Here is a 6,546-nt window from a genome sequence, read left to right as displayed (position 1 = left end):
GTTTGGAACTCGGAGTTTCGTGTTTGGAACTCGGAGTTTCGTGTTTGGAACTCGGAGTTTCGTGTTTGGAACTCGGAGTTTCGTGTTTGGAACTCGGAGTTTCGTGTTTGGAACTCGGAGTTTCATGTTTGGAACTCGAAGTTTCGTGTTTGGAACTCGGAGTTTCGTGTTTGGAACTCGAAGTTTCATGTTTGGAACTCGGAGTTTCATGTTTGGAACTCGGAGTTTCATGTTTGGAACTCGAAGTTTTACCTTGCTTTTTGATGAACTGGTGAAAGCGAAGAGCGCAGCCTACAACCAACTAGAGTGAAAGAATATTGCTGCAACGGTCATCCGTTGTAATAATTTCTCACTCACTCATGGTACGACGAATAAGGCTTTTTTTTTACAGCGCAAGCCTAGTCTATTTACTGCGCGGTGCATTGTACTAATAGTTACCCTAGTTTTTGTATGTTCTGCAAAGCGATCGCATAATTCCGAGAGCAACAAATCATTTTTATCCTCAACAAAGGACTTGATAATGCTTAAATGTTCATTCTGAATTGTTGGCTTTTGATATCCTCCACGTTGTTTTGCTTCAATTTGTCCGCATTCGTTATAACGACGCAGCAAGTTTCGTACAAATGATAAGCTTACCTTAAATCTTTGAGCTAGCTGACGTTGAGAGCCTTCTTTGTTTTCCCAAGCTGCCCTGAGCGCGATGACGCCAATCCCCGCTCGTAAGATACTGGCATTTAATTAAACAACCACTCTCTCTTCACTTTACCGTAATTTGTGGTTCAATTACCTGAAAATTGCTGTAATATGTATGTAAACAGAGGAATTTCAATTTGTTTACAGGTAATAGGAGGTGGTGTTAATGACAATCGCTGCTCACCGAGCTGATCGCGTACTACTTTACAGCATTGACTGGCAACAGTTTGAAAATATCCTCAAAGATTTGGGAGATCGTCGAGCCGCACGGATAGCTTATGATAATGGTACTTTGGAAATTATGACTCCTTTACCCGAACAGGAAATTTATAAAGAAGTTATCAGTGATGCAGTCAAAGACATTGGTGAGGAATTGGAACTGAATTATGAAAGCTATGGTTCAACTACCTGGAGACGAGAAAGGAAAATGGCAGGGGTTGAGGGAGATAATTGCTTTTATTTTCAGAATGAAGCTTTGGTTAGGGGTAGGCTGGATGTAAACTTAAATCAAGATCCACCACCTGATTTAGCACTGGAAATTGATGTTACAAGTAAATCTTTAGATCGCTTTGGGATTTATGCGCGTTTGGGAGTACCAGAACTTTGGTGTTATGACTCTGGGGAACTGAAGATTTATCACCTGCAAGACGGGGAATATGTAGAGTCACAAGTTAGTATGGTGTTTCCCAGTTTACCAATTCGGGAACTGCCGAAATTAATTGAAGAAAATCGAGCGGATGGTAGATTGGCAATTCGGCGGGCGGTGCGACAATGGGTAAGGGAAAGAGGGCAATAAGCGATCGCTATCTTTTCGCTAATTCAGCATTATTTTGTCCTAAATATTACTATTAATTAAGTATTTTCCTAATAAGTCTACCCTTATAGAACAACAGATAAATATCCTCAGCAAGCAACTACTTACCCCACTCCAACGTAATTTCCAGATTTGCTGTAGATGTACCTTTCACCAGTAAAGCTGTGAGTTTTCCAGATTCAATGCCTATTTCTATACCAAATTTTACAGTGAATCTATCTGGCTTAACTTTGTACAATGCTTCGGCAATTTCCTTAGACAGAGATTCTATGGTGTCGGTTACTTCGCTAAAAGGTCGGGTGGGAAAATTTATTTTGCGATCGCCTATCGTTGTAGCTTCAACTTTGACACTTGTACCATCAGCTAGTTCTACGGAAATTATTCTACTTTGGAGTTCCATGTTGCTATGCAGAGAATTACTCTGCTTTTATAACATTCAATTATTGGTAATAAATCTTACTAACAAAATAATTAAATTAAAACTAACTCTGCTGGGTGTAAATAAGGACATTTGATGTTCAGCAAGAAAAGCGCCTAACTTATTCAACTTCCTCCTAAATTCATCGCAGCTAAAACAGCCTTTTGGCTAACATCTTTGTAGACTGTATCCAAATATTTCATTACCACATCCGCAGAAGTTAAATTTACTACATTTTCTTCTTCCTTTGCTAAGGGGATTGACCCCAAAACATCTAACACTGTCTCGCTTCCCGATGGCGCAATTACTACTAAAGAAGACTCTAACGGCTCATTGTACTGCCAGAAAGAGTCAATTTTTAGAGTTTGTTGAGTGCTAGTTGTTGGTTGTTTGTTAGATATTTCTGAAGGTATTATTTGCGTCTGCTGATTATTAGCGCTGCGTAATTGCCGCAAATCGCTGATAATTTGTTCTTTAGTGCGTCCGCGCAATTGAAATAGTACAAACGGATCTTCACTAAAGCGATCGCCTAATTGATAGTAAATTGCGCCAACATGTTTACACGGATTTGCTTTATCAGGACAAGAGCATTTACTATGAACATCTGATAAAGTGAAAGGAAACAGCGAAAGACCATTACTAGTAAATACATCTTCGATATTTTGTGGCATTTCTCCTGCTAAAAGTTTTGCCGCAAAAATCGCTCTTTTAGACATTGTTTCAATTACATAACCCCACTCTTCATCGCTAAAGGGGTCAAGAGAAAGAGAAACTTTATATGGTTCAACTTCGCTACCTTGCACCTTAGCTAATACCTTTGCACCTTTAAATTCTATGCTGAGAACATTTCCCTGACGAGCATAAGTTCTAGCACGTTCTAAACGCTTTTTAAAACGATAAGAATCTAATAAATCAAGCCACCGTTGTGACCACCATTCTCGACTCGCTTGTAGTGTGTAATTAGTCATTTGGTTGGTTGTTGGTTGTTAGTTGTTAGTTGTTGGTTGTTGGGCAATGGGCAATGGGCAATGGGCAATGGGCAATGGGAATAAAGCCAAATTTCGATCTCAGCCCACTTGGACGCTTGCCCCATGCCCCATGCCCCATGCCCCACCATCCACTATCCAATAACAACTAACTACTAACGACTTTTTCATTCTGCATCCTCGTCTATTATTGCACTGCGGTCAAGTAGTAGTAAGTTGCGAAGTTGGTCTGTATCCATTTCTGTTAACCACTCTTCACCTGCACCAACAACTTGTTCAGCAAGTTGTTTCTTACTTTCTATCATGTCATGAATCTTTTCTTCTAAAGTGCCTGTGCAGACGAATTTATGCACTTGCACATTGCGAGTTTGACCAATCCGAAATACTCTATCTGTAGCTTGATTTTCTACTGCTGGATTCCACCATCTATCAAAGTGGAAAACATGATTTGCTCGTGTTAAATTAAGTCCTACACCACCAGCTTTGAGAGAAAGAATCATTATTGGTGGTCCTTGGGGGTCGTGTTGAAAACGGTCTATCATTTCCTCGCGTTGTTTTTTGGAGGTGCTACCGTATAAAAAGAAAGTTTCTCGCTTTAGCTGCTTTTCTAAATGGGGTTTGAGTAACTTACCCCATTCGGCAAATTGTGTGAAAATTAAAGCGCGATCGCCTTCTGCTATAGCCTCATCCAACATCTCTTCTAACCGCTGCAATTTCCCAGAATTATGCTGTTCTAAAGTATTTTGCTTTAAATACTGAGATGGGTGATTGCAGATTTGTTTCAACTTGATAAGTAAAGCTAAAATCATCCCCCGACGTTGCAATCCTTCTGCTGTTTCAATCTCAGCTAAAGACTCGTCAACGACTTTTTGATAAAGTGTGGCTTGTTCTGGAGTTAAACCACAAAATACTGCCATTTCTTGCTTTTCTGGCAAGTCTTGAATAATTTCGCGATCGCTTTTCAGACGACGCAAAATAAACGGCTGTACTAATGAGCGCAATTGTCTCAAAGAAGCCGTATCACCATACTTTTCAATTGGTATCGCAAACCGTCGCTGGAAAAATTGCTTATTTCCTAAATACCCAGGATTGAGAAAATCTAAAATAGACCACAATTCTTGCAATCTATTTTCTACAGGTGTACCCGTCAAAGCAATGCGAAATGTCGCTTCTAATTGTCGCACCGCTTGCGACTGCTTCGCCTCCGAATTTTTGACATTCTGCGCTTCATCTAAAACGATTCCTTGCCAAGAAACGCTTTGTAATGACTTAATATCTCGATAAACCAGCGAGTAACTAGTGATAACTAAATCTTGTTTTTGAGCAAGCGAGGCAAACGCTTTACCTTTAGGACGTTTGTCACCGTGATATTGTAAAACTTTCAGGGTAGGGGCAAATTTTTTAACTTCGCGTTCCCAGTTTCCTAACACTGAAGTTGGACACACGAGTAATGTTGGGTTTTCTAGCGCCTCTTCTTGTTTTAGGTATAATAAAAAACAAATTAACTCGATCGTTTTACCCAATCCCATATCGTCGGCAAGACACGCACCTAAACCCCAACGTTCCAGAAATGCCAGCCAAGCTACTCCTCGTTCTTGATAAGGTCGTAATTGACCTTGAAAACTTTTCGGTGTGGGTAAAGGTGCGATCGCCTGATTATTTGTTAGCGCTCCAACTAACTCTTGTAACGCTCCAGACGCTTCAAAACTAACAACTGGTAATTTTTCAATTGTCTGAGTGTCCCCAGTACTCAAACGCAAAGCATCTTCCAAAGAAAGCGTCATTTGTTCTTTACGAGAAGCAAAAAATGCTTGGGCAGTTTTAATATCTTGAGTACGCAATTCCACCCACTCACCATTAATTTCCACCAGCGGACTATTTAACGCCACCAATCTGTCAAATTGCGCTTTAGAAATTGTCTGTCCACCAATAGCCAATTGCCACTCAAAATTTAGCAGACTTTGCAAACCCAAACGCCCCTGTTTTTTATTTTCCGTTTGTGCGGTAATTTTTAAACCTAATTTGTTGGCAATATCCCCACGATTTGCCAAACTCGAAGGCAGAATTACCCCCAAACCACTGTCTTCAAAACGCCACGCTACCGACTTGATAAACTCATATCCTTGCATTGGATTGAGACGGCAAAATTGAGGATTTTCCGTTTCTAAACTCGATGCAATTGGCGGGTACAATCGAGAAGCTAACCCCAAACCGCGCAAAAACGTTTCTTGAGGCTGTTCAATTGTCCTATTTTGAATAACTAATTGCTCAACTGGATTATCCCAAATCGTGGCTGCATCTACTATAAATTCTGGATCGTCAGCCGCTTGCAAGAAATAAGCCAATGTCCAATCTGCCTCCCCCGATGGAGGAAGCAGTTGAAAACAAGTGCGAAATAAAGTTTTTCCCGCCAGTTCGTATTGTACCGGCAAAGTCCAAGTTTTCAGCGCCGCTTCTAACCTTTCCACTCCCACCGTATCCGCGTTGAGTGTCTGGGATGTACTATTTAAAGCTTGCAGCCACAACTTCACCGCTGGTGGTAGAGACGCCATTATCCTGGCTTCTATCACAGGTTGGGAACCTACCATTTGCCGAACTTGAGTATCTATCGTTTGGTGAAGAAATCCCAATAGCAATACAGCAGGTTTTACTGGAAAATCTACACGAAGTAGGGATTGGTTAGATTCCCCATTCCCCATTCCCTCATACGTCCGGCAAATTAAAGGCATCTTCGCGGCAAATTTTTCTAGACGAGTTTGATCGACAGCACTATCAATTAGTGCTTGCCATTTAGCGGCGAACGCCTCATCTGATTGTCTTTGAATTGTCGGTAAAAATTTCCCTCGCGAGATTAAATCTAAACTCCAACGGGCAATTTGCGACCAAAAGCGCAAATCTCCTCCTAAAAAAGCATCTTCGACCTTAGCAGCACTCAGGGGTAGAGAAGTGAGAAATTCCATTGCTTCACTTGGGTTGAGACAAAAACCCTCAACGCGCCAAGGTTGCAGGTATTGTGGCGATTCTGTCGAGTCTCCTAATGTGGCAGAATGTTTTGGAGCGATCGCTATTTCTTCACCGCTTTCTAAAATATAAGTTGGTAAGGAAATTATTTGCGAATATACACGCAAATTATCTGTATTCTTTACAACCTCTTTTTTCTTGACAGTTTTATTTAAAGCCACTTGTGGCTGTATGAACTTGGCAATTGTCGTGAAGCGCGAATTTAACCATTCCACTAATTCCAGCGCATCCATAGCAAATGGATGTTGTGGAATCTCTGTAGCACTTAAGGACAAATTCACATTGAAAGAACGCCAAGTCTCTCCCCAAATAAATAAACAACCGCCCTGATTTTGCAGTAACCAACTACCGTGTAAAATTGCCATTCTTCAAACTAAATTTTTGAATTTGCTTATTTTCTCTTTTGATTTCTTAAATAATAGATACAAACAAAAATATCAACTTTAATAAAGATTAACCATTTATTAACTTAACTTTATAGATAATACTATAATGAAATTATTGTCTTTGTTTGGAAAATTAATAAATAGTAAAATAATTAATAATTGATGTGAAAATATAGCCCCAAAAACAATTTATTTGCAGCTAAATGGGATGATAATAATGTCGTCAGG

At 40.1% G+C, this 6,546-nt stretch carries 6 protein-coding genes; 1 reads left to right on the top strand and 5 read right to left on the bottom strand.

All coding sequences use genetic code 11. The features are described 5' to 3' along the window. Both AABK37_RS26030 and AABK37_RS26025 read right to left on the bottom strand, forming a co-directional pair. The coding region (locus AABK37_RS26030; RefSeq protein ID WP_432554407.1) for a hypothetical protein at positions 1–301 on the bottom strand (301 nt) is incomplete at its 3' end. A 56-nt stretch (positions 302–357) separates the two neighbouring features. Beyond that, positions 358–612 carry a hypothetical protein gene (locus AABK37_RS26025; protein WP_432554406.1) on the bottom strand — a complete coding sequence of 85 codons (255 nt, stop codon included), beginning with the start codon at positions 610–612 and terminating at the stop codon, positions 358–360. A gap of 247 nt (positions 613–859) precedes the next feature. Here AABK37_RS26025 and AABK37_RS26020 point away from each other — a divergent pair, with 247 nt between their 5' ends. Then, entirely contained in the window at positions 860–1,489 is a 630-nt protein-coding gene (locus AABK37_RS26020; protein WP_432554405.1) for a Uma2 family endonuclease, read from the top strand. Between the two features lie 118 nt (positions 1,490–1,607). Here AABK37_RS26020 and AABK37_RS26015 read toward each other — a convergent pair whose 3' ends face one another. The 3 genes from AABK37_RS26015 to AABK37_RS26005 form a co-directional block, all read right to left on the bottom strand. Beyond that, a complete protein-coding gene (locus AABK37_RS26015; RefSeq protein WP_432554404.1) occupies positions 1,608–1,907 on the bottom strand; it encodes a CU044_2847 family protein in 300 nt (99 codons plus the stop codon). 143 nt (positions 1,908–2,050) lie between these two features. Next, positions 2,051–2,893, bottom strand: a complete 843-nt coding sequence (locus AABK37_RS26010) for an SWIM zinc finger family protein (RefSeq protein WP_432554403.1) — start codon at positions 2,891–2,893, stop codon at positions 2,051–2,053. A gap of 185 nt (positions 2,894–3,078) precedes the next feature. Next, the gene (locus tag AABK37_RS26005) at positions 3,079–6,297 is read right to left on the bottom strand and encodes a DEAD/DEAH box helicase (protein WP_432554402.1); all 3,219 of its coding nucleotides are present in this window, start codon (positions 6,295–6,297) and stop codon (positions 3,079–3,081) included. Between the last annotated feature and the right edge of the window lie 249 nt (positions 6,298–6,546).

Origin of the sequence: Tolypothrix sp. VBCCA 56010 (assembly GCF_050875635.1) — a bacterium.
GTDB lineage: Bacteria > Cyanobacteriota > Cyanobacteriia > Cyanobacteriales > Nostocaceae > Hassallia.
This window is presented reverse-complemented; position numbering and strand designations above follow the sequence as displayed.